The organism is Paenibacillus sp. AD87, assembly GCF_001659845.1.
Lineage (GTDB): Bacteria > Bacillota > Bacilli > Paenibacillales > Paenibacillaceae > Paenibacillus > Paenibacillus marchantiae.
On sequence record NZ_LXQN01000007.1, the window covers coordinates 4,464,464 to 4,486,620 of the forward strand.

Here is a 22,157-nt window from a genome sequence, read left to right on the forward strand (position 1 = left end):
AATCTCTCTTGTTATACTGCGCTCTGCTTATCCTCGGCACGGATGTATCTGGATTCAGCCTCTGCATCAGCTGCAAGCTGTTTGCGATACACAAAGCCAGACAGAAACACACTGATCTCATATAACAGGAGCAAGGGAATCATCACCAGAAAATCGGAAATAAAGTCAGGTGGTGTGACCACAACCGCAATGAAGATCAGGACAAAATATGCGACTCTGCGCATTTTTCGAAGCCGGATGGGATTCAATATGCGCAGTCCTGTCAGGAACATAATGATTAGCGGAAGTTCGAACAACAGGGATACCGGCAGTACAATGCCAAACAAAAAACTGAAATACTGCTTCATTCCGTAAGTCTCAACAAGCCCCATTTTTTCCGTAATCGATGAAGTAAAAGAAAGTGCCATCGGGAAAACAACGTAATAGGAGAAAGCTAACCCGATCAGAAATAACAGAAATACATAAGGTACATACTTCAACGTGGCTTTTCGCTCACGCGCCCGGAGACCTGGACTGACAAACTTCCAGAGCTGAAACACCGTAAACGGCAACGTAATGACCAGTGAGAACAGACCAGCAATCTTCATGTAGATGCCAATCCCGTCCCAGAACGAGAATGCATGCAGTACAAAGCCCTGAGCGGTCTCTGCCTTCGTCAGATATTGATACACCGGGTCCGCCACAAAAAAGCCTGCCACCAGCCCCAAAATAAAAATACTCAACACATAAATCAACCGCTTGCGCAGCTCACTCAAATGTTCTGTAAGCGTCATTTCTTCCTTCTGCTGCGTCATGCCTGCCCCCCATTGTTGCCAGCTTAAAATACAAAACCCTTCCGGCAGGAAGGGATTTCTCTTTCATTGCCGTCAAAGTTATTCCGGCAGGCGTTTGTCCTCAGGCTTGTCTGCAGATGCAGTTTCAGATGCCAGCGGCTTCGCCTTTTCCTGCTCCTTGCGACTGGATGAATCATCATCCGAAATAATCTCACGTGCGCCTTCTTTGAATTCACGGAAAGTGCGTCCGACTGCCCGCCCCAATTCCGGAAGCTTGTTAGGTCCAAACAAAAGCAACGCGATAACGGCCAGCAAAATAAAACCTGTTGGTCCAATGGAACTAAACATTGATATTATTCCTCCTCGTTTCAAGCTTCAAAGATGCACACGCTTGGCCATAGGCTCATGGATGTCTTTGCTTCATTTTGAATTATGTCAATCATACCATAGATGTAACCACTTACATAACCCACATTATTCACAAAAGAGACCTCGACATCCAATCATTTTTCCCTGCTTGATTTCACACCCGCTACTATATGTTTCACTCTTATTGCTTGAACTGACCCGTAACCATCAGCAGCGCTTCCGGAAGCTGGTCCATAATGGCCGCCAAATGCTCATGCACACCCTTCGGTGTACCTGGCAGGTTGACAATCAATGTACGTCCGCGAATGCCGCATACGCCGCGGAACAGCATGGCAGAACGATTCTTGCCCATAACACTGTATCTCATGGCTTCAGCCATGCCTGGAACTTCCCGTTCAATAACCCGCCGGGTCGCTTCTGGAGTAATATCACGAATCGCAAGCTCCGTACCCCCAGTGGTCAATACCAAATCAGCGTGAAAATAATCTGTCATTTCAATCAAAGCCGCAATAATCTCATCGGGTTCATCCGGAACGATGCGGTACTCCACGATTTCCCCACCCAGTTCTTCTTCCACAAGTTCCCGGATCACTTGGGCACTCGTATCCTCACGTTCCCCGCGGGCCCCTTTGTCGCTGGCTGTCAGGATTGCTGTTCTCCACACCATAAAGATCACCCTTCTCCTCTATGAAAATAAATGTCCCTTATCGGCTGAAATCGCCGTTTTTGCCACCACTCTTGGAATTAAGCATGGTTGGACCGATAATCATATCTTTTTGCATGGCTTTACACATGTCATAGATCGTCAGTGCCGCAGCCGACGCCGCCGTGAGCGCCTCCATCTCGACACCTGTCTTTCCTTCGGTTTTGACCGTAACTTCAATCTGCAATTCATCGACACCGTTGTCATGAAAACGAATATCCACACCCGTCAATGCCAATGGATGGCACATCGGAATCCAGTCCGACGTTTTCTTGGCGCCCTGAATGCCCGCAATTTGAGCCACAGCCAGAACGTCACCTTTGCCGATGCGACCCTCACGAATCGCTTCAAGCGTAGCCGGATTCATCGTCACTTTGGATACCGCCACAGCTGTGCGCACGGTACTTTCCTTACCCGAAATATCAACCATCCGAGCTCGACCCTGTTCATTAAAATGAGTCAGTTTACTGCCCGAAGCCTGATCGTTATTCGTTTCTGAATTCAATCACATCACAACCCTTTATTCGATATGTAATATACCTTCGGTTGTTATCAACAGATCAATTCGCAGATCAAGTGGGTCCATCGGAATTTCATCCTGTAGCTGGCCTGGCAATACCAATGCAGCCATCCGTGGCTTTTTGTCCGTCATCGCACATTTCGCTGCAAGTGTCTCTGCAAAACGATCATAATAACCGCCGCCATAACCAATGCGCCCTCCATGAAGGTCATATCCCAGCCCCGGTACGATGACAAGATCGATATCCGGCCAGCTTTCAGGTTGCAGCACTTCAGAGGAATCCTTGGGTTCAGGTATCCCCCATATTCCCGGCTGAATATCCTGTTCACCCATGACACGTCGCAATTCCATGCGAGCCGGATTCGTCAGCACTTTCGGCGCGAGCATCCGATCTCCATGCTTCCAGCCTTCTTCAAATAAAAAAGCTGTAGATGCTTCGCTTCCATAAGACAAATAGCTGAAAATCATAAGCCGCTTGTTCCCCAGCTTCCATTTGTCCCGTCTAAGGCGCTCCAGCTCCCGCTTCGTCACATTATTAATCTCAGTCATCGCCTGCTGACGCATGCTTTCATCCATCAGATCCCGGCTCTGTCTCAGCTTGGAACGTAGACGGATTTTCTGTTCCGTATGATCCTGCATGTCCTTGAATAACCTCCTGTTGATCGGGAAGGTAAACTAGCTCTTAATTAAAACCATTTATATGTTATGCACCAGTTGTCATCGTGTTGGAATCGTTAAAATGATTCATTTTCTGCAAAATCCTCATGTATTAACATGCCTTCTTTCAGTTTATCATTGATTGACCAAAAAGACTACACGCCCCAGGCACTCCTAATCGGTGCATTTGCTCTGTATTTCATGTAAACTGGGATATAGTTGTCATATCAAGAACTGGACCTATGGAGGAACTTAATTTTATGCTGCTGCAAGTATCCGGAATTATCAAACGTTTTGGTGTCGATCCAATCCTGGACGGCGTGAACTTACAAATATTAGAACGCGAGCGCATCGGCCTCGTTGGTGTTAACGGCGCAGGGAAATCCACTTTACTCAAAATTGTGGCTGGAGAAATGTCCTACGATGGTGGACAAATTTTCAAATCCAAGGAAACAACGCTTGGATACCTCGCTCAGAACAGCGGACTGCAATCCGATCGCTCCATATGGGAAGAAATGATGAACGTATTCGGTCACCTGACCCAGGCGGAAGCAGATTTGCGTCAGATGGAACAGGATATTGCTGATCCCGCGCAGATGGAAGATGAAAAAAAATATGCAGATCTGCTTGAGCGCTATGCCAAACGCTCGGACTGGTTCAAGGATCATGGCGGTTATGAAATGGAAACCCGCATTCGCAGTGTACTACACGGGATGGGCTTCGGTGAATTCTCACCAGATACCCAGATTGCCACACTGAGCGGCGGGCAAAAGACACGTCTTGCGCTTGCTCGCATTTTGCTTCAGGCCCCTGACCTGCTCATGCTGGACGAGCCTACCAACTATCTCGATATCGCCACCCTGACGTGGCTCGAAGATTACCTGAGAGGTTATTCTGGCGCCCTGCTGGTTGTATCTCATGACCGGTATTTCCTTGATCGGCTTGTAACGAACATCGTGGAGATCGAACGGCACCGCTCCAAAAAATATACGGGCAATTACAGCCGGTACATGGAACTGAAAGCTGCCGAGTACGAAAGCCAGATGAAGCAATACGAGAAACAACAGGATGAAATCTCCAAGATGGAGGAGTTTGTTCAGAAGAATATCGTCCGTGCTTCAACAACCAAACGGGCACAGAGCCGCCGCAAGGCACTCGACAAGATGGATCGACTCGACAAACCGATGGGAGATTTGAAGAAAGCTCATTTCTCGTTCGAACCGGCTGTGATGTCCGGCAAGGAAGTGCTCCGTGTGGATCAGCTTTCCGTTGCCTACGATGAGGCTTCGCCGTTATTCCGCAATGTATCTTTTGATCTAAGACGCGGGGAAACGGTTGCTTTGATCGGTCCGAACGGTATCGGAAAATCTACCTTGCTCAAATGCCTCACCGGAAGTTTGCGCCCTGTAAGCGGTGAGATCCAATGGGGTACCAAGGTGCAGATTGGCTATTATGATCAGGAGCAGACGGGACTTAATCCTTCCAATACCGTATTGGAAGAACTGTGGAGCGCATATCCAGGTATGGAAGAATCACGGATTCGTACGGTACTAGGCAACTTCCTGTTCAGTGGAGATGATGTACTCAAAAAGATCTCATCTCTTAGCGGTGGAGAAAAAGCTCGTGTCTCCCTCTCCAAGCTCATGCTCAAGGAAGCCAATATGCTCATTCTGGATGAGCCTACGAACCATCTCGACCTGTTCGCCAAAGAAGTGCTTGAAGCGGCGCTGATGGACTATGAGGGCACATTGCTGTTCATCTCGCATGACCGGTATTTCCTCAATAAAATGGCTGAACGTATTGTCGAGCTGCATCCCGGCGGAACAGAGCATTACCTCGGCAATTATGATGATTATGTAGAGAAGAAACAGGAGCTTGAAGATATTGCGCGCGAAGCTGCTGAAGCACGCCAGGCCTCTAACAAAAACTCAGCCAAATCTGATCCAGGTCTATCCGCAACCGAAAAATCCGGTGCCGCCTCATTCGAAGCGGACAAGCAGGCCAAGCGCGAAGAACGTAACCGGCAACGCAAGCAGGAAGCTCTGGAACAACAGATTGCGAAGCTGGAAACGGAGATTACAGAGCTTGAGGCTCAGATGGCTCTGCCTGAAATATATCAGGACTACATGAAGCTGCAAGAGCTTCAGGAGAAAGCGGAGGATCACAAGCTTCAACTTGCCAAGGCTTATGAAGAGTGGGAAGAATTAGCTTTGGAATAAGAAAAAAAACAAAATAGACTGGATTTTATATCAAAAGCTGATTCCTTACGGGATTGGCTTTTTTTTGAGCATAAAGCGAGACAGATTTGAGTAGGATGATTCCCTATTTGTCAAATCCACTCGAATCAAGTAAAATATTTTTACGTTGTAAAGCCTCTAATTTATCCACAAGAAAGCAAGATAGCAAGCAATCCAATTCATTTAATTATACGGCGGTAGAATAGCTTTTTTTGCACAAAAACCATATTTATCCACCGAGTTATCCACATTATCCACAACTTTGTGAATATAACTCGACCATTTTATCCCCTAAAGCCTTTTATTTTCGAAAACATTACTGGTTTGACTTTGAGATAGTTACCCACAATTTACACTGAATATGTGGATAACTATAATCACACCTTGACAAACACATTCGTTCTTTCAAATTTTTCTCCTATAAAAGGACAAAAGCAGACCTCTGTATTTAAGGCCTGCCTCTGGTTTATTTTTGACATAAAGTTATGTGATTTACTGGAGTACTATTACGCGTGCACTGATTCATCACTTTCGGAAGACTCCGCCTTCAGTCCGGCCGCATTGCAAGCTGCTACATAAGCCAAACCGGCTGCCATGACAATATCATTGTGCGTGGCAGTTCCTCTGAATTCACGTCCTGCACGTTCCACAGTAACTGCAGCTTCTGCACTCGCAGCCTCTCCTCCACTCAGTGCGTGCATTTCCATATCGACAAAAGTAATGTCGTCCGAGATACTTTGACCAATCGCACGAATCGTTGCATCTACCGGACCACCGCCAACCGCAGAATAGGATTGCTCCCCTGCGCTCGTGCGAATACGAACTGCTGCCATTCGATCCGTCATGCTGCCGGCCGTAACCTGCAATTCAACCAGTTCATAATCCTGGGCAGGAATATTCATGGTCTGGCTCACCATCTGCAATAACTGGTCATCGCTGACCACCTTCTGTTGATCGGCGGTTTCTTTAAAAATCTCATACAGTTGTTCCATCTGCTGCTCATCCGGTTCAAAGCCATATTTGCGAACCCGATCCTTCAAAGCGTGACGCCCGGAATGTTTGCCCAGAATAATCATACTGCGTGGAATGCCCAGCGCTTCCGGATCCATAATCTCATACGTACTCCGATTCTTGAGCAAACCATCCTGGTGAATACCAGACTCATGCTGGAAGGCATTGCGCCCTACCACCGGTTTGTTGTAGGCAATTGGGAAATGCATCGCACGGCTAATCTGACGGGAAGTATCATACATCTGGTTCAGTTTGATATTTGTCGTTGCGCCAATTACATCTCCCCGCGTCTCCAGAGCCATAATCAGCTCCTCCAGGGCACAGTTACCCGTCCGTTCTCCCACACCATTAATGGTTACTTCAATCTGGGAAGCACCGTTGGCAATCGCAGCCAGACTGTTGGCAACCGCAAGTCCCAGATCGTTATGACAGTGTGCGCTGTAACGCACCTTGTCTCCGCCTCTTGCACCCTCACGCACCTGACGGAACATCTCTCCATATTCATGCGGCAGTGCGTACCCGACCGTATCTGGCAAATTGATAATACTTGCTCCTGCTTCAATGGCTACTTCAACCATCTCAATCAGATCATCCATCTTCGTGCGAGCCGCATCCATGGCAGTGAATTCCACAATATCCGTGAACTGACGTGCATAGGAGACCATCTCCCGGGCGGTAGCTACGACTTCGCTGCGCGGACGGCGCAGTTGATGCTCAATATGAATGTCCGAAGAGGAAATAAACAAGTGAATCCGGCGGCGCGCTGCGTCAGCCGTTGCTCGAACGGCTGCATCAATATCCCCTTTGACCGCACGCGCAAATCCGCAAATTTCCACGTTTTGCAGTTGTCTGGAAATCGCCTGAACCGCCGCGAACTCACCTGGACTTGAGATCGGGAATCCAGGCTCGATGACGTCAATGCCCAGAGAAGCCAATTGATGTGCCAGTTCAATTTTTTGTTCAGGCTGCAGACTCGCTCCCGGTGCTTGTTCTCCATCGCGCAGTGTTGTATCAAAAATCTCAATCATCCGTTTGTTATTGTTCGTTGTCATATTCATCAACCTCCATCAAATTTGAATGTATATTGGATTTTTGGGATCGGAACGAGGCGTTCACTTCCCGTTTTCTATGTTTATTCATTTTGCACTCCATGCCGGCGTGCACGTCGACTTGCACGCCAGTCTTATTTCTTTCTAAACCATGATTATGGATTCCCATCGCCCACCCTGCTGCCGGCAGCAAACACAAATAACCCGCCATCTCATCTAAGAGACGGCGGGTTATTATCCCTCCGCGGTACCACTCTTGCTTGATGGGTCAGGCTTGCGCCAGGCACCATCCACCTCGTCGTCTCCGGCCCAGATCCAATGCAGTTGCGTACACGCAACAATAACAACCGATCCAGCCGGAGAAACACCCTATAACGGAGGTTAGCCGTTGCTGTGTACCACGATGTCCTTTGGTTACAAGGACAAGGGATGAGACATCGTCTCACTGCTTCCACAGCTCCGTTCCCGGGCGAGATTCAAACGATTCCAGCCACTGCGTTGCACCAACCCGCAGCTCTCTGTGCGCTTTATCGTTCTACTGCTCCCGTTCATTACATTTATGATATGTGACCATGAATTCATCACCATTTTGAAAATCAAAAAAGCCTGCCATCTCCTGCAATAATGCAAGAGACGACAGGCTGTTCACCTTCGCGGTACCACTCTTGTTGACTTTCATTTCCTTCGAGCTGATCCTGTATGCGTCCATACCGTTATCATTGCCCAAAGTGACAAAAGCCCCCTCAGTTATTGTTGATCTTCTACAGATATGTCATCCGGATTCCATCAACAACGGCCCATTCACGGAGGCAACCCGTAACCATGTACTTTGGGCCATCATCGGCCTTCGGCTTCTCCCGGGGAGTTACCGTGTTCCATCGTTCCGCTTCCAGGTGAGTTTCAGGTTTCCTTCGACTGCGTTGCACCACACCGCAGCTCTCTAAGACCGGGAAATACCCTACTGTTCCTGTTCATTGCGTTTTTAGTTCAGGAATCATAATTCCTGTTTTAATTTGTAATTAATATACATTCTTCACTTGAGGCTGTCAAGTCTTCATATGCATGAATCATTTTATAGCGATTGTACAGACCATGCCTCAAGTGAAAGTCCAGGATCAGCTTTGGCATCGAATTCCGAGATTTCTCCCCGCTGCCATTTCAAATACGCCGCAGCTCCAATCATCGCTGCATTGTCGGTGCAATATTCCATCGGCGGGATCAGCAATTCGAGCCCTTCCTTCGCACAACGCTCCTGCAAAGCTGAACGCAATCCCCGGTTTGCCGCAACGCCACCGCATAACAGCAATTGACGTGATCCATACTCACGGACAGCCCTTACTGCTTTTTCTACCAGCACTTCGACGACAGCTTCCTGGAAGCCCCGTGCCACAGCCGATGGTTCAAGCGTTTCTCCGCGCATTTTGGCTTGATTCAGCACATTCAACACAGCAGACTTCAGACCACTCAGGCTGAAATCATACGAATCTGCTTCAAGCCAGACGCGTGGCAAAGGTACCGCCTGCTCTGCTTCAGCAGCCATCCGGTCAACATGCGGTCCTCCCGGATAGGGGCAACCCAGTGCACGCGCTACTTTGTCATAAGCCTCACCTACAGCATCGTCACGCGTACGGCCGATCAGTTTGAACTTACCTTCGGATTCCATATGCACAAGCTCGGTATGACCACCTGAAACCACCAGTGCCATCGCTGGATATTGCAGCTCATGGGTAAGTCTGTTGGCATAGATATGTCCCGCAATATGATGTGTGCCAATGAGTGGTTTGCCAAGTGCCATGGCCATGGTTTTCGCCGCGACGATACCGACCAGCAATGCACCAACCAGTCCAGGCCCTTGCGTCACGGCGATTGCACTCAGATCACGCGGACGGATGCCAGATTGTTCAATAGCCTGTTCCAACATCAGTGTAATGACTTCAACGTGTTTACGCGAAGCCACTTCAGGTACAACTCCGCCAAATGCCTTATGTGTCTCGATCTGACTGGAGATCAGATTGGACAGCACTTCCCGTCCATCCTTGACTACCGCTACGGATGTTTCATCACAGCTTGTCTCCACGGCCAATATATAAGATGGTGCTGAACTTACCTTTTCATTGAAATCCTTCATGAATCCGTTACGCTTCCTTCCTCTTCGCCGCTCCGGCTCGTAGGCGGCAAATTCGCCCACATAATCATCGCATCTTCCCCATTGTCGGAGTAATACCCTTTGCGAAGACCAGCCGATTCAAACCCTTTTTTCTGATACAAGCTCTGGGCAATCCGATTCGAAACCCTGACTTCCAGCGTCATTCGTTCCATCCCGAGATAAGCCGCCGTTTTCATCAATTCGTCCAGAAGCTTCTCACCGAGCTTGCGCCCACGATAAGCTTCCCGGACTGCAATATTGGTAATGTGGGCTTCATCCATGATTGTCCACATGCCGGCATAGCCGATCGCTGTACCTTCCAATTCCATGACCATATATTTAGCAAAATGATTGTGTGTCAATTCATTTTGAAATGCTTCTTCCGTCCAGGGCAGGGTAAAGGCTTCATGTTCAATAATCATGACATCGGGAATATCATCCAGAGTCATGAACCTGAACTGAAGCGTTGCTTCCTGCTCATCATTCTCCACGTTGTCCATCTGCTTCCCCTCCCCCTTTAGCCTTTGCGCAGCAGGTTGGCTTCCGCTTCAGCCAGCTGAGTGTAATTAGGCACGAGCGCATGCACGTCATCTCGCTGACCTGCAAGCAGCGCCTCGGCGCCTAAGCGCCCAACCCAGCGGCCCTCCAGCTCATAGGGTACGAGCTGGAGCGCCGTTCCTGCGGGGCAGCGAAGCTCAGCCGCTGCTGCCGCATGCGGGCCCGTCTCGCCGACAATCCAGACGGCAGCGGGCCGCTCTTCCGGCGCCGCTTCCGCCATGCGGGCGGCGAGGGCTTCCAGCCATCCGTCCACCATACGGATGGCATCTGGCGCCAGCCGCCGGGGCGCAGCGCTCCCGGCGGAGGCAAACAGCGCGGTATAGGCTTGACCGCGCCTTGCATCCACAAGCGGAACGATCCAGTGGACAGAGGCGGCACCTGTGCCGCCCTGGTCCGCGGATGGCGTTCCGCCAGCCCCTGCTGCGGCATCCTCTGCCGCAGCAGGGGCCTTGGCGGCGAGGCCGCTGTGCCAGCCGCCCCAGGCCAGGGCCTGAAGGCTGGACACCCCGACAACGGGGATGTCCCACGCCCAGGCTAGCGTCTTCGCCGCGGTCACCGCAATGCGGATGCCCGTGTACGAGCCTGGGCCAATGCCGACGGCAATGCCGTCCAGCTGTCCCGGCTGCGTGCTGCTGGCTTCCAGCAGCTGCTCCATTACAGGCACGACGTGTACCGAATGATTGCGTTCTGCCCGTTCATTGCGTTCTTCCAGAAGGGCGTGACCTTCCATAACTGAGGCTGCCATCACCGCAGTTGAGGTATCCAACGCCAAAAACCGCTGGCGCGGCTGTTTTTGTAAATCTTCCATCATCATTTGACTCCATTCTGTCTGAACTGTCGGCACATGGCAGCATAAGTCTCGCCATACCCATCCAGCGTAATCGTTCGATCCTCCGGACCCGTCGTCTCGATCTGCACATGCAAGTGTTCCTGCGGCAGTAATTCGGGAATGATGCTCGACCATTCCACCAGACTGACTCCGGTTCCATAGAAATACTCATCCAGTCCAAGCTCGTCCGCTTCTTCCAGCGATATGCGATATACGTCCATGTGATATAAGGGCAGACGCCCTTCGTATTCCTTAATCAGTGTAAACGTGGGGCTGTTGACCACATCACGTACACCCAAATACCAGGCAAACTTTTGTGAAAATGCCGTTTTGCCCGCGCCCAGATCACCGTCCAATGCAATCACCATGCCGGCGGTTGCCTGCTCAGCGAGTGCGGACGCGAGTACTTCTGTATCTGTAATGCCATGGGAGTGATACACCCACTGCTCATGCGTCTGATTCAATATACGCCCCACCTTTGGCGGTCAAGCCGCCTGAGTTCACTTTGAACTTTATTATATCGGTCCCATTCTCCCCCCGCAACATCGAAGGATCAGAAGCAGTACGGAAGACAGGCCACCATTCACACGAACGACAAATAAACCGGTACCTGACGGCACCGGCCTTCCTAGACATCCTTCACCATCACTTTACCTTTTACTCTTCCAAACGGTCTACACGTACCGTCTGAGTATTCCCCGGTCTGCTGCCCACCTGCACCGTTGCCATGCCATTAGCTTCATCCACATTTTCGATCCAGACCGGATCTCCTTCCAATGTAACTGCAATCGTATCTTTGGAATCATAAATGGCTTTCGCGCGTTTTACATCTAACATTATTCATACTCTCCTTCCGGATCATCATGCGATTCCCGCACCATGCTATCTGTCGTACTTTCACCGATATAACCGTTATCTTCCGTGACTTGTCCACCGCCCAGACCCTCATTCACCATCCGGTCAATGTCCAGCATGAACGACTCCCTGTCAAGCGGCAGCTCTTCTGATGTGATAGCCTCCCAGTTAACCGCCGTTGCAGGTGTATGAAAACCTTCAGACCCTTCCGACTCGGCACGAGGATACGGAGAGAACGTATGGGCGTGAGCTTCAGCTTCGTCTCGTTTGTTCTTCATAGGAGTACCTCCTGACGTGATAGTTAATAACTAACATCATCCTCTTGCAAAACCAGCGCCATACAGCACAGATCTTAAGGATGTTTCTGTTATCATCCCCCACTCTTTCTGAAGCATACCGCTTCCGGGGAAATACGGTTATCCCGCCCGTGAAATGCCCATACTATACATAAAATGTTCTCGGAAAGGAGCCGTTCATGCATACGGTCTGGAAAGGTGCCATTAGCTTTGGTCTGGTTCATGTTCCTGTCAAAATGTTTTCGGCTACCGAAGACAAAGACATCTCCATGCGTTACATTCACAAAGTCTGCGGCAGCCCACTCGCTTATGTACGTAAATGTCCTTCCTGCGAAGTTGAGGTTCAATGGGAAGAGATCACCAAAGGATATGAATATGAGAAAGGCAAATTCGTCTTGTTCGAAAAGGACGAGCTTGAAGCGTTGAATGATTCCAGCAGCAAAACCATTACCATTCTGGACTTCGTGGATTTAACGGAGATCGATCCGATTTATTTTCAAAAAACGTATTACCTCTCCCCCGATCAAGCGGGAGGAAACGCCTACCAGTTATTAATGACTGCCATGCGGGATACAGGAAAGATTGGCATCGCCAAGATATCCATTCGCTCCAAAAGCAGTTTGGCCGCGATCCGTGTATTGGACGATTGCCTCTCTATGGAAACCATTTTCTATCCAGACGAAATCCGTCCCGTCTCTCAGGTTCCCAACCTGCCCGAGGTCCTGAACGTAAACGAGAAGGAGTTGACGATGGCGAAACTGCTGATCGATCAGTTATCCACTCCTTTTGAACCTGGTAAATATACAGACGACTACCGCGCCAAACTGCTGGATCTGATCAATCACAAAGTAGCCGGTGAAGAAATCAAAATTGCCCCTGCCAAGCCTGAAGCGAATGTCATGGATCTCATGGCAGCGCTGCAAGCAAGTATTGAAGCTGTGAAGCCCATTCCAACTGATCCCGGAACCACCACAGCCAAACCCAAAAAACGTGCTCCTAAGAAAACTTCAGTCCAAGCAGTGGCTGGGGGAGAAACAGAGGCTCCTGCTCCTGCGAAAAGAAAGAAGGCTGCGCCTAAGCCTAAGGCTTAAGCGGTAAACAACAAAGAGATTCGTTTGTCACCAACATCAATATTGGAGATCCGGCCATGAAGCCGGATTTTTGTTTTGTATTCCATAATTGAAGTAATATTCAACCAAGAATGACTACACCAAAATCGAAAATACAATTGACGAAAGCTGATTTATATTTTATATTAACTTATGAAAAGTAACTTATTTATAAATGTACAGTTAAACCTCATAACTACATGAGCTACGACATAACAATAGCCCTATTCCATTGCCAATGAGAGTGAGCCGCAACAATTCAACTAATTTTTTTTCAGGAGGAATTCCCTATGACTTCAACTTATCAGATTCCTGCTACAACCCATCTGGGTGAAGTAAGTCTGCGAATCAGCAATTTGGATCGATCCATCCAATTTTATTCCGAGGTGGTCGGACTGAAACTGCTTGAGCGCAGTGACAAAGTCGCTAAAATGACAGCCGATGGAAAGCAGTCCCTTCTGCGCCTTGAGCAGTTAACCGATCCAGTGACGATGCCTGTTCGCACCACTTCAGGCCTGTATCACTTCGCCATCCTGCTGCCTGACCGCAAATCGCTGGGCCTTGCCCTCCGTAATCTAGCTGAATCCGGCATTGAAATTGGTCAGGGTGATCATCTGGTCAGTGAAGCATTCTACATTTCAGATCCGGATCAGAACGGTATCGAAATCTATGCAGACCGTGCCCGCGACACCTGGAAGCGAGATGCAGATAATAACTACATTATGTCAAGTGATCCCGTTGATGTAGACAGCCTGTTCGCTCTGGCCGCAAACGAACCTTGGCAGGGATTGCCTGCCGGAACGGTCATTGGTCATGTTCACTTCCATGTACGCAGTCTGGAAGAGTCACGCCGTTTCTATACAGGAGTGCTTGGATTCGATATCGTTGGTAACTTCGCCAACATGTCCGCCCTGTTTGTATCCGCAGGCGGTTATCACCATCACATCGGGCTGAACATTTGGGCTGGTACAGGCGCGCCTGTAAATCCGGACAATGCGACAGGCATTGACTACTTCACCATCATTTATGACGGAAAAGAACAATTGGAACAAGCTGTAGAGCAACTGCGTCAATCGAACGCATCTATCGAACAGCAAGGTACGGACTGGTTTACTGTAGACCCACAGAATATTCGCATTCGCTTGACCACAGGGAACTAACACGGGAAATCCGTGGCGTGAATATTGTGTATTAAATTGAGTACTCTGATTAGCCCGGACACAAATCCCCTCTCTCCATATAGGGAATTCAGTTGTCTGGGCTTTTTTTGCCAACCTTTTTTATGTTGATATATGCCTTTATCCATTTCCTAATATAATTGGTGCAATTGGCGCATCCTAACCAAATATATATCTAGATCGACATGCGAAGGAGAACCCACATGATTGAAAAGGGGCGTTTAACTGTAAGACAACTGGGCTCGCTGATGTTCTTATGCACGATTGGTGAACAGATTATCGTCTTCCCCTCGATGATCACCTCATATGCAAATCAGGATGCATGGTTGTCCGCATTATTGGGCGTTGCTGGAGGAGCAGGCGTACTGTCTATTATGCTCGTTGTATACAAACTGCAGCCCCGGATGAATCTGATTCAACATGCATTACATACGCTTGGGCCCTGGATCGGGGCCTTCATCAGCTGTTTTTATCTATTCTATTTTCTAATGGGTACCTCCGCGTTTATACGAGAAATTGGGGATTTCATGACGACCCAGATCTTGCCTGAATCCCCGCTCTTCATTGTGAATTTGCTCTTTGTCTTTACTCTTGTCTGGGGGCTCTTATCTGGTCTGGAACCCATAGGCAGGAGCGCCGAGGTATTTCTTCCCCTGATCGTGCTATTTCTGCTCGTTCTGACCGTCTGTCTGTTCCCGCATTCGCATCTGGACAACATCAAGCCTGTTCTTGCAGAGGGCTTTCTGAATCCCTTTAAAGGCTTTGTCGCTGTGCTCACCTATCCTTATTGTGAATTGTGCATCTTTCTTATGCTCTTTCCTTATGCCAAAAAGGAAGCTCATTGGGAAAAGGATATCCTTCTGGCAGCCATTATAGGCGGATTGATGCTTACCCTAACACTAACCATCTGTCTGCTGGTCATGGGTCCATTTATGACGCAGCACCATTGGTTCGCAGCATTTAATCTGTCGCTGAAGATCAATATAGGCAACTTTTTGCAGCGAATCGAGGCCTTAATGGCCTCCGTCTGGATTATTGCCGTCTTTTTCAAAAGCATTCTGTTCTTCTATAGCTTTGTACTCGGAATCACTCATCTCTTCAAATTGTCAAGCTATCGTCCACTCATTTTGCCTGGCGCCATGTTGATTCTGGCCATGTCCGTTGTTCTAGCTCCCAACGAAAATTTCTATCTCAAAGTTGTTATTCCGTATTGGATTGATTGGGATCTGACCTGTGGCATTGCAATTCCTTTGCTGCTCATTATGGTACATAAACTAAGGGTACGACTTCGGAAGGGTTAAACTTGCGACACTCAACTTAGGGCATCAACCTCCAGACAAATTTGAAAGAGGAAAGGAGTTTTAGGCACATGTTCAATCCTCTGGTTCCTTTTGAACCTATATCCCGAGATGTGATCCCTACCGGACAAAACTGGATTGCCCAAATCAAATGGGATGGGGTCCGCATGCTTGCTTACGAGGACGGACAGGGAATTCAATTAATTAATCGCAGATTGCACAACCGAACTGCGCAATATCCTGAGCTGGTTCAGCCACGCAATCTGTGCTCCGTCCCTTCTTATATTTTGGATGGAGAGATTATTGCCCTTGACCCGGATACGGGAAAACCGTCCTTCTATCACGTGTTGCGGCGAGATCGCATGAGCAGACCGGATGGCATTGCCCAAGCAGTAAATCAGATTCCGGTGACTTATATGATATTTGATATTCTTTTCTGCGATGGGGTATGGGTCACGGATCAACCACTTGCAAAACGTCAGCGTCTGCTGCATCAAGTTCTGAATCCTGCTCCCCATGTTCAGGAGGTGACCAACACGTCAGATCCGGACGCCCTGCTCACTGTGATGAGACAGCACCAGATGGAGGGAATTGTATGTAAAGACCTTTCCAGTACCTATGGAATCAACGGTAAGGATCAACGCTGGCAGAAGGTCAAGATTTCCCACGATCTATATGCGATGATTGGCGGGGTTACCTACCGCAGTGGTATCGTCAATGCAATCGCAGTCGGTGTATATGATGGGCCTAACTTTGTCTATATTGGTCATGTCGGCACTGGTAAACTGAACTCGGACTCCTGGCGTAAACTAACCGAAGAAGTACAGCCTCTCATCCGAAAGGATAGACCATTCCATAACATACCTGAGAGAAGCGCGGAGACGACATGGGTTGAACCACAGATCGGCGTCAAAGTGCAATTCATGGAACTCACCCACCATCTTACCCTACGTCACCCAAGCATCCAGGCTTTCGCTTCGGTAAAGCGAGATGAGTGTGGGATCAGCCAGATCAGTCATCTTATCCCTGAACGATAAACTACTTTTTCCATCCACCTGAAACATTAAAAAGGCTTTCCATTTAAAATTGTACTTGTTCACCACAGGAGGTGTAGTTCATGGCCCATACAATAAAGGGCACCATAACGATTAATGGAATGGAACTTACTGTGACTAATCCAGACAAGTTGTTATGGCCCGAAGCAGGTGTAACCAAGGCTATCTATTTGCAAAAGTTGGCGGCACTGGCTCCCTACCTACTTACTTACACCCGAAATCGGCTGCTCACCACGATACGTTATCCGCATGGTGCAGGTGGGGAGTTTTTCTATCAGAAAAATGCCCCAGAGCCTGTTCCTGAGTTTGTGCGAACCGAGATGCATGACGGGATACGATATGTAGTGATGAACGACCTCCCTGATCTGTTATGGCTTGGCAATCTGGCCGCTCTGGAGTTTCATCCTTCCTTGCATGCCGTAGGCAACCACCTGCCTTGCGAGTGGATGATTGATCTCGATCCTTCGCAGGAAGAAGAACCTCGCATTATGCAGGCGGCCTTAATCGTGGGGGAAACGCTAACTTCACTTGGTTTGAGATCGGTACCGAAAACATCCGGTGCCACAGGTGTACAGATTATTGTTCCGATTCGCCAAGGTGTAACCTTCGATGAATTAAGAGACATCGGTTATTTTGTAGGCAAATACGTCACTCAAAAACATCCGGATCTATTTACACTGGAACGACTAAAAAAAGACCGGGGGGATCGCATTTATTTTGATTACCTCCAGCATTATGGTGGCAAAACGCTCGCAGCTCCTTACACTCCCCGCGCCAAGCCAGGTGGCACTGTGTCTACTCCACTCACATGGGATGAAGTGCGGAACAACGTTTCGATCAAGGATTACCACTTGATGAACATCGTGGAACGCCTGACGAAGACCGGGGATCTGATCGCAGCTGTCGAACCCCAGCCTGTTGAACTGATCATCCAGCATTTAAAACAAAAATAGCCGGTCACCCTCAAACCAAGGGTACCGGCTATCTTTTCGTTTACGCGCGATGAGATTCGCTAATGTATACCTTTTTTCTTGAAACGTCCGCCCTTCACATCGTGAATGTTACCAATCGCCACAAAGGCATGTGGGTCCCAATCTTCAACAATGGACTTCAGTTTAGCTTCTTCCAAACGAGTAATAACCACAAAGATAATTTTCTTCTCGTCTCCGCTGAAGCCACCCTCTCCATCCAGGAAAGTGACGCCACGACCCAGACGGTCGGTTAAGGCTGAACCAATATCACGATACTTCTCGCTGATAATCCATACCGATTTGGATTGATCCAATCCTTCATTCACAATATCAATCATCTTCATTGCAATATAATAAGCAATCATGGAATACAGGGCGTTTGGCCAGCCAAACACAAAACCTGCACCTGCAAAAATAAATACGTTAATGAACAATACGATCTGACCTACAGACAATGGTGATTTCTCACTCAACAGTATGGCTACAATCTCCGTACCATCCAGTGAACCGCCAGAACGAATGACGAGACCAACACCAACCCCCAAGATCAATCCACCAAATACAGCTCCAAGCAGTGGTTCACCTGGCGTCAGTGCAGGAACGTGGTGTAACAATGACGTTCCAATGGACATTACGACGATCCCGAGCAGTGTAGATAGCGCAAACGTTTTACCAATTTGTTTATACCCCAGAATCAGGAAAGGCAAGTTCAGCAAGGTCAGGAAAATTCCGAGTGGCAGATGTGTAAGCTCTGACACCATAATCGAGATCCCTGTTATTCCCCCATCAATAACGCCATTCGGCACGAGAAATACTTCGAGTGACACAGCCATCAGTGCAGCACCGACCAGAATCATCACGATGCGCTGCAGAAGCTTCAGTGAAAACACCGAACTCTTCACATTGCGGTCCGGCTTGGATGTTAGTTCTTTAACCGATACATTGGACATGGTATCCCCCCCGTTTTGATCAAGATGTGAATCCATTTCATAAATCATTTAAGTACCCCAGAGGAACCCTACATACAGAGGAACAACACCGTCCCAACGCTATATGCACCCCGTTATAAAAGCACCTAAAGGCTATATGAAATGTATTCAAGTATGTCTTAATTCCGGTTGACACTTCCAAAAGAGAGCAAAAGGGAGCCTGTTTTCCCGCAGACTCCCCTCCTTCGCCAAGACATAATTTATATAAACATTATATCATAAAAGATCAAATTTGAGCAAAATAGTTAGCAAAAAGAAGATAAATTCACAAAAAGTGAACTTATCTTGAGAAATCCGCCCTATAACGGCTAAAGCAGCGGAGAAAGCATGCGAGAAAGCATTTCTGCCCCTTTTTGCCACCGTGAACGCTGCTGAAACACCTTCACGTCAATCTGGCTGCATTCATCCAAATCACGTTCAAAATCCTCGGTCAGCCGTTCCATGGATGATTTTTCGAACAACACAGCGGTCAACTCGAAATTGCAGAAAAAGCTCCGCATATCCATATTGGCTGTGCCTACCGTCGCAAGCAAATCATCCACAATCAGGACCTTGGCATGCACAAAACCTTTGCGATATTGATAGAATTTCACTCCCGCACGCAACAGTTCTTCGACATAGGACAGTGAGGCCAAGTGCACAAGCCGGGAATCCGATTGATAAGGAATGATGATTTTCACATCTACCCCACTCACGGCAGCCGTCTTAATCGCTTCATACAATGCGGGGTCCGGAATGAAATAGGGTGTTGTGATGTATATGCGTTCGCATGCCACGGAAATCGCCCCAAAGCACATTTCTTGAATGGCATCCCAGTCCTGATCCGGCCCGCTGGCCAGAATCTGAATCCGCTCTTCCCCGCTGCAAATATGTGGAGGGAACAGCTCTGTCAGTTGAGGCTCTGTAATCTGCTCGCCGGAAGCAAGTTTCCAGTCGTTCAAGAACGTATTTTGCAGGAAATATACGGCATCTCCTTCAATCTGTACATGGGTATCGCGCCAGAATCCAACCTCCGGATATTGTCCGAGATAATCATCACCTATATTAATTCCACCCACAAATCCAATCCTTCCATCCACCACAACAATTTTACGGTGATTCCGGTAATTCACCCTTCGGTCAATCGTTGCAATGAGCGGCGGCAGAAAATAATGAAACTCCACGCCTGCGTCCTGAAACTTGCGGATAAAGCTCCAGCTCATCTTGTGACTGCCGAGTCCATCGCAGATCAAACGCACTTTGACGCCTTCTTTCGCCTTGCGAATCATCACGTCCTGAAACTTTGTACTGATGACATCATCCCGAAAAATATAAAATTCAACATGCAGATGGTGCTCTGCCTGTTCCATGGCCCTCAACATGGCTTCAAATGTCTCTTCACCATTCGTCAGTACTTGACTCCGATTGCAACCTGTAATTGGGCTCTCAGACAGGTGTGACAGCAGGTTGAACAAACGATGCTGATGATTGTATCGGCTACCAGACATCTGATCGGCATGCTCGACAATATGAGCCTGCTCCCAGATCGTTTCCCGTATTTCCCGAAAGATTCGCGAACCGCCCTTACGGACCTTCTTACGTTTGCTGTAGTCCTGGGCGACAAAATAATACACAACAAAGCCGATCAAGGGTACACAGAATAAAATAAAAAGCCATGCCACAGCTTTCGCCGGATTACGGAATTCCAGCAACAGAATGGTGGCTGCCTGAAAAGTAAATACGAGCAATATAATGACCAGCCAAAACATTCGGCTTCCTCCTCATGGCAAGGGATAAGCTTGCCGTTCTCTCTCACTGTACAAGCTTTGACGATAAAGCCTTTAGCTAATCATTAGATACCCAATGTATGCACTGTTCGTAACGTTTGCTTAGATAAAATTTTACATACACAGCGCATCTGTAACAGTGCTCAGCCAGTTCTTGCCATGTTTTGGCGTTGTATATTCTGACTGTGTTCCCCTCTACATATGATTCATTCCAGTCTGCGGATCAGCACTCCATCGCCATTTCGCATACTCTGCCTTCCAGACTCTTCCTCTTTTCTTGATTGGAAGGTGGTCTTCTTACGTAAAATTAGATATAATATTCGTTAAAAACTTATTACTTAAAGGAGAAGACTAGTTAATGGAAAGTGAGAGGTATGCGTTAAATTTAGTATTGGTTGCATTTTTGATAGGACTTTCGGCGTTTTTTGTTGCAGTGGAGTTCGCTCTGGTACGGATTCGTCCGAGCCGGATTGACCAAATGATTGCAGAAGGAAACAAGCGTGCCTTGGCTGTTAAACAAGCCGTTGCCAACCTGGATGGATATTTGTCCGCCTGTCAGTTGGGTATCACGATTACATCTCTGGGACTGGGCTGGCTGGGAGAACCCACGGTAGAGAAAATTCTCCACCCTGTGTTCGAAAGCATGAACATGCCTGAGGCAGTTTCTTCATTCTTATCGTTTGTTATTGCGTTTGTTGCCATCACGTATTTGCATGTGGTAGTTGGCGAACTTGCACCTAAAACGATTGCAATCCGTAAAGCCGAAGCCGTTGCTCTGCTGACGTCTACACCTATCATCTGGTTTAACCGAATTATGTATCCTTTTATCTGGCTGTTAAACAGCTCAGCGAATCAACTGGTCAAGTTGTTCGGAATCAAACCTGCATCGGAGCATGAAGATGCGCACTCCGAAGAAGAATTACAGTTTATCATTAATGAAAGCTTTGAGAGCGGCAAAATCAACCAAGCCGAGTTCGGATATGTAAGCCGAATTTTTGCTTTTGATGAGATGCTTGCCAAAGAAATCATGGTACCCCGGACTGATATGGTCTGCCTTTATGTCAATAGATCGAACGAGGAAAACCTGGATATTATCCGTCAAGAACAATACACCCGTTTTCCAGTAGTAAATGAGAGCAAAGACGATATTATCGGTATCATAAATACCAAACAATTTTTCCTGGAGTTGTACGGGAACGAAGAACCTGTCGATCTCTCTTCCCTCATTCAGCCGGTATCGGCTGTTCACGAAACGACTCCGGTCAAGGACCTGCTCAAGAAAATGCAGAAGGATGGCGTGCATATTGCCGTGCTGGTCGATGAGTATGGAGGTACGTCCGGGATTGTAACGATTGAGGATGTGCTTGAACAGATTGTCGGAGAAATTCGGGATGAGTTCGACGCAGACGAAGTGGAGGATATTCAGGTTATCAATGAAAACTATGTCATTATGGATGGCAAGGTGTCCTTGTCCAAAGTAAACGATATGTTCACGTCAAACCTGGATGCGGACGAATGGGATACCATTGGCGGATGGCTTTATAGCCATCGTCCAGAGATGAATGAACAGGAAGAATATGAGTTCGAGAATCTCACCTTCGTGTTGCTGGAAAAAGACAAAAATCGCTTCTACAAAGTCGCCGTTGTTCCTAAGGAACCGCTGACCATGTCCGATTACACCGATGAAGACGAGACGAATTAATAAACTCGCTTCTTCAATATAGATACACTAAAAGGTGGTGTCCATCGTCGTGAAGATGATGGATACCACCTTTTTCATATGGCAGG

23 protein-coding genes and 1 other annotated feature are annotated in these 22,157 nt (G+C 48.1%); of the genes, 7 read left to right on the plus strand and 16 right to left on the minus strand.

What is annotated here, in order from left to right; translation table 11 throughout:
* Positions 1-11: 11 nt before the first annotated feature.
* The 5 genes from tatC to gpAD87_RS19765 all read right to left on the minus strand — a co-directional run bounded on the left by tatC (position 12) and on the right by gpAD87_RS19765 (position 3,004).
* The gene (gene tatC, locus gpAD87_RS19745) at positions 12-794 is read right to left on the minus strand and encodes a twin-arginine translocase subunit TatC (RefSeq protein ID WP_064640076.1); all 783 of its coding nucleotides are present in this window, start codon (positions 792-794) and stop codon (positions 12-14) included.
* A gap of 78 nt (positions 795-872) precedes the next feature.
* Positions 873-1,121, minus strand: coding sequence for a twin-arginine translocase TatA/TatE family subunit (locus gpAD87_RS19750; RefSeq protein WP_064640077.1), 249 nt, complete (start codon positions 1,119-1,121; stop codon positions 873-875).
* A gap of 202 nt (positions 1,122-1,323) precedes the next feature.
* Positions 1,324-1,809 carry a MogA/MoaB family molybdenum cofactor biosynthesis protein gene (locus tag gpAD87_RS19755; RefSeq protein ID WP_024630749.1) on the minus strand — a complete coding sequence of 162 codons (486 nt, stop codon included), beginning with the start codon at positions 1,807-1,809 and terminating at the stop codon, positions 1,324-1,326.
* A gap of 37 nt (positions 1,810-1,846) precedes the next feature.
* Positions 1,847-2,350, minus strand: coding sequence for a cyclic pyranopterin monophosphate synthase MoaC (gene moaC / locus gpAD87_RS19760; RefSeq protein WP_082935190.1), 504 nt, complete (start codon positions 2,348-2,350; stop codon positions 1,847-1,849).
* A 15-nt stretch (positions 2,351-2,365) separates the two neighbouring features.
* Entirely contained in the window at positions 2,366-3,004 is a 639-nt protein-coding gene (locus tag gpAD87_RS19765; protein ID WP_064640079.1) for a 5-formyltetrahydrofolate cyclo-ligase, read from the minus strand.
* Positions 3,005-3,282: 278 nt separating this feature from the next.
* On the opposite strand from gpAD87_RS19765, the gene gpAD87_RS19770 reads away from it, so the two are divergent.
* The gene (locus tag gpAD87_RS19770; RefSeq protein WP_063564481.1) at positions 3,283-5,241 is read left to right on the plus strand and encodes an ABC-F family ATP-binding cassette domain-containing protein; all 1,959 of its coding nucleotides are present in this window, start codon (positions 3,283-3,285) and stop codon (positions 5,239-5,241) included.
* Between the two features lie 524 nt (positions 5,242-5,765).
* Here the strand turns inward: gpAD87_RS19770 and gpAD87_RS19775 are convergent.
* The 9 genes from gpAD87_RS19775 to gpAD87_RS19815 all read right to left on the minus strand — a co-directional run bounded on the left by gpAD87_RS19775 (position 5,766) and on the right by gpAD87_RS19815 (position 11,985).
* A complete protein-coding gene (locus gpAD87_RS19775) occupies positions 5,766-7,322 on the minus strand; it encodes a 2-isopropylmalate synthase (protein ID WP_064640081.1) in 1,557 nt (518 codons plus the stop codon).
* Complete coding sequence (locus gpAD87_RS32230; RefSeq protein WP_064640083.1) at positions 7,306-7,530, minus strand: hypothetical protein; 225 nt, start codon at positions 7,528-7,530, stop codon at positions 7,306-7,308. The genes gpAD87_RS19775 and gpAD87_RS32230 overlap by 17 nt, the downstream gene beginning before the upstream one ends.
* Before the next feature lie 5 nt (positions 7,531-7,535).
* Positions 7,536-7,880 (minus strand) — a binding site (T-box leader).
* Entirely contained in the window at positions 7,855-8,046 is a 192-nt protein-coding gene (locus gpAD87_RS32995) for a hypothetical protein (RefSeq protein ID WP_063564483.1), read from the minus strand. Its footprint overlaps the feature before it by 26 nt.
* Positions 8,047-8,391: 345 nt before the next feature.
* Complete coding sequence (tsaD, locus tag gpAD87_RS19790) at positions 8,392-9,447, minus strand: tRNA (adenosine(37)-N6)-threonylcarbamoyltransferase complex transferase subunit TsaD (RefSeq protein WP_063564484.1); 1,056 nt, start codon at positions 9,445-9,447, stop codon at positions 8,392-8,394.
* On the minus strand, positions 9,444-9,965 hold the full coding sequence (gene rimI, locus gpAD87_RS19795; RefSeq protein ID WP_064640085.1) for a ribosomal protein S18-alanine N-acetyltransferase: 522 nt from the start codon (positions 9,963-9,965) through the stop codon (positions 9,444-9,446). The genes tsaD and rimI overlap by 4 nt, the downstream gene beginning before the upstream one ends.
* Before the next feature lie 17 nt (positions 9,966-9,982).
* Entirely contained in the window at positions 9,983-10,831 is an 849-nt protein-coding gene (gene tsaB, locus gpAD87_RS19800) for a tRNA (adenosine(37)-N6)-threonylcarbamoyltransferase complex dimerization subunit type 1 TsaB (protein ID WP_064641051.1), read from the minus strand.
* 2 nt (positions 10,832-10,833) lie between these two features.
* Positions 10,834-11,316 carry a tRNA (adenosine(37)-N6)-threonylcarbamoyltransferase complex ATPase subunit type 1 TsaE gene (gene tsaE / locus gpAD87_RS19805; RefSeq protein ID WP_064640086.1) on the minus strand — a complete coding sequence of 161 codons (483 nt, stop codon included), beginning with the start codon at positions 11,314-11,316 and terminating at the stop codon, positions 10,834-10,836.
* A 193-nt stretch (positions 11,317-11,509) separates the two neighbouring features.
* On the minus strand, positions 11,510-11,689 hold the full coding sequence (locus gpAD87_RS19810; protein ID WP_064640088.1) for an H-type small acid-soluble spore protein: 180 nt from the start codon (positions 11,687-11,689) through the stop codon (positions 11,510-11,512).
* Complete coding sequence (locus gpAD87_RS19815; RefSeq protein WP_063564487.1) at positions 11,689-11,985, minus strand: hypothetical protein; 297 nt, start codon at positions 11,983-11,985, stop codon at positions 11,689-11,691. The genes gpAD87_RS19810 and gpAD87_RS19815 overlap by 1 nt, the downstream gene beginning before the upstream one ends.
* A gap of 197 nt (positions 11,986-12,182) precedes the next feature.
* Between gpAD87_RS19815 and ku the strand changes: the two genes are divergently transcribed.
* From ku to ligD, 5 genes are all read left to right on the plus strand, one after another.
* Complete coding sequence (ku, locus tag gpAD87_RS19820) at positions 12,183-13,094, plus strand: non-homologous end joining protein Ku (RefSeq protein ID WP_064640090.1); 912 nt, start codon at positions 12,183-12,185, stop codon at positions 13,092-13,094.
* A 308-nt stretch (positions 13,095-13,402) separates the two neighbouring features.
* Positions 13,403-14,272 carry a VOC family protein gene (locus gpAD87_RS19825; RefSeq protein ID WP_064640092.1) on the plus strand — a complete coding sequence of 290 codons (870 nt, stop codon included), beginning with the start codon at positions 13,403-13,405 and terminating at the stop codon, positions 14,270-14,272.
* Between the two features lie 221 nt (positions 14,273-14,493).
* On the plus strand, positions 14,494-15,591 hold the full coding sequence (locus gpAD87_RS19830) for a GerAB/ArcD/ProY family transporter (protein WP_064640094.1): 1,098 nt from the start codon (positions 14,494-14,496) through the stop codon (positions 15,589-15,591).
* 68 nt (positions 15,592-15,659) lie between these two features.
* A complete protein-coding gene (locus gpAD87_RS19835; protein ID WP_064640095.1) occupies positions 15,660-16,625 on the plus strand; it encodes an ATP-dependent DNA ligase in 966 nt (321 codons plus the stop codon).
* 80 nt (positions 16,626-16,705) lie between these two features.
* Complete coding sequence (ligD, locus tag gpAD87_RS19840) at positions 16,706-17,596, plus strand: non-homologous end-joining DNA ligase (RefSeq protein ID WP_063564492.1); 891 nt, start codon at positions 16,706-16,708, stop codon at positions 17,594-17,596.
* A 59-nt stretch (positions 17,597-17,655) separates the two neighbouring features.
* On the opposite strand, the gene gpAD87_RS19845 is transcribed toward ligD, so the two are convergent.
* Positions 17,656-18,564 carry a YitT family protein gene (locus gpAD87_RS19845; protein ID WP_053783466.1) on the minus strand — a complete coding sequence of 303 codons (909 nt, stop codon included), beginning with the start codon at positions 18,562-18,564 and terminating at the stop codon, positions 17,656-17,658.
* Between the two features lie 347 nt (positions 18,565-18,911).
* Positions 18,912-20,351 carry a cardiolipin synthase gene (gene cls / locus gpAD87_RS19850; protein ID WP_064640097.1) on the minus strand — a complete coding sequence of 480 codons (1,440 nt, stop codon included), beginning with the start codon at positions 20,349-20,351 and terminating at the stop codon, positions 18,912-18,914.
* Between the two features lie 376 nt (positions 20,352-20,727).
* Here cls and gpAD87_RS19855 point away from each other — a divergent pair, with 376 nt between their 5' ends.
* On the plus strand, positions 20,728-22,071 hold the full coding sequence (locus gpAD87_RS19855; RefSeq protein ID WP_063564494.1) for a hemolysin family protein: 1,344 nt from the start codon (positions 20,728-20,730) through the stop codon (positions 22,069-22,071).
* Positions 22,072-22,157: the final 86 nt, after the last annotated feature.

Bases quoted from the DNA above. Each gene is read 5' to 3' on its own strand.
- tatC (WP_064640076.1), bottom strand. From the start codon at position 794: ATGACGCAGCAGAAGGAAGAAATGACGCTTACAGAACATTTGAGTGAG.
- gpAD87_RS19750 (WP_064640077.1), bottom strand. From the start codon at position 1,121: ATGTTTAGTTCCATTGGACCAACAGGTTTTATTTTGCTGGCCGTTATC.
- gpAD87_RS19755 (WP_024630749.1), bottom strand. From the start codon at position 1,809: ATGGTGTGGAGAACAGCAATCCTGACAGCCAGCGACAAAGGGGCCCGC.
- gpAD87_RS19765 (WP_064640079.1), bottom strand. From the start codon at position 3,004: ATGCAGGATCATACGGAACAGAAAATCCGTCTACGTTCCAAGCTGAGA.
- gpAD87_RS19770 (WP_063564481.1), top strand. From the start codon at position 3,283: ATGCTGCTGCAAGTATCCGGAATTATCAAACGTTTTGGTGTCGATCCA.
- gpAD87_RS19775 (WP_064640081.1), bottom strand. From the start codon at position 7,322: ATGACAACGAACAATAACAAACGGATGATTGAGATTTTTGATACAACA.
- gpAD87_RS32230 (WP_064640083.1), bottom strand. From the start codon at position 7,530: ATGGCGGGTTATTTGTGTTTGCTGCCGGCAGCAGGGTGGGCGATGGGA.
- tsaD (WP_063564484.1), bottom strand. From the start codon at position 9,447: ATGAAGGATTTCAATGAAAAGGTAAGTTCAGCACCATCTTATATATTG.
- rimI (WP_064640085.1), bottom strand. From the start codon at position 9,965: ATGGACAACGTGGAGAATGATGAGCAGGAAGCAACGCTTCAGTTCAGG.
- tsaB (WP_064641051.1), bottom strand. From the start codon at position 10,831: ATGGAAGATTTACAAAAACAGCCGCGCCAGCGGTTTTTGGCGTTGGAT.
- gpAD87_RS19810 (WP_064640088.1), bottom strand. From the start codon at position 11,689: ATGTTAGATGTAAAACGCGCGAAAGCCATTTATGATTCCAAAGATACG.
- gpAD87_RS19815 (WP_063564487.1), bottom strand. From the start codon at position 11,985: ATGAAGAACAAACGAGACGAAGCTGAAGCTCACGCCCATACGTTCTCT.
- ku (WP_064640090.1), top strand. From the start codon at position 12,183: ATGCATACGGTCTGGAAAGGTGCCATTAGCTTTGGTCTGGTTCATGTT.
- gpAD87_RS19825 (WP_064640092.1), top strand. From the start codon at position 13,403: ATGACTTCAACTTATCAGATTCCTGCTACAACCCATCTGGGTGAAGTA.
- gpAD87_RS19830 (WP_064640094.1), top strand. From the start codon at position 14,494: ATGATTGAAAAGGGGCGTTTAACTGTAAGACAACTGGGCTCGCTGATG.
- gpAD87_RS19835 (WP_064640095.1), top strand. From the start codon at position 15,660: ATGTTCAATCCTCTGGTTCCTTTTGAACCTATATCCCGAGATGTGATC.
- ligD (WP_063564492.1), top strand. From the start codon at position 16,706: ATGGCCCATACAATAAAGGGCACCATAACGATTAATGGAATGGAACTT.
- gpAD87_RS19845 (WP_053783466.1), bottom strand. From the start codon at position 18,564: ATGTCCAATGTATCGGTTAAAGAACTAACATCCAAGCCGGACCGCAAT.
- cls (WP_064640097.1), bottom strand. From the start codon at position 20,351: ATGTTTTGGCTGGTCATTATATTGCTCGTATTTACTTTTCAGGCAGCC.
- gpAD87_RS19855 (WP_063564494.1), top strand. From the start codon at position 20,728: ATGGAAAGTGAGAGGTATGCGTTAAATTTAGTATTGGTTGCATTTTTG.